This window comes from Enterobacter sp. R-1.6.2 (assembly GCF_035064085.1).
GTDB lineage: Bacteria > Pseudomonadota > Gammaproteobacteria > Enterobacterales > Enterobacteriaceae > Enterobacter > Enterobacter asburiae_B.
In genome coordinates this window covers 1-278 of sequence record NZ_JASEYI010000147.1, presented here as the reverse complement: position 1 = coordinate 278, position 278 = coordinate 1, and the positions used below count along the sequence as shown (strand labels likewise).

Annotated in this window: 1 protein-coding gene; it reads right to left on the bottom strand. The window is 59.4% G+C overall.

Annotated features, from left to right (window positions below; translation table 11 throughout):
* Positions 1–278, bottom strand: a 278-nt coding sequence (locus QMN93_RS26180; RefSeq protein WP_323630752.1) for a LysR family transcriptional regulator, incomplete at both ends; no start/stop codon positions are given.

Sequence of the window (278 nt, the reverse complement as noted above, 5' to 3'; positions counted from 1 at the left end):
AAGGATATCCGGCCAGGAGGTCATAAAGTCCGCCAGCAGCGGGATCAGCACATCGCACGCGGTCGACCCGCCGATGGCGATCCGTAGATGGCCCTTCGGCTTATTGCGGGCGGTATTGAAAGACGCGTCGATCTCTTCCAGGTCTTCCAGCAGACAGCGGGCTTTTTCATAGTACTCCCGTCCTTCCGGCGTCACGGTAATACGCCGCGTGGTGCGCTGCAGGAGGGAAACCCCAAGATGCGCTTCCAGTTGCTGAATGGTTTTGCTGAGGGTGGCGT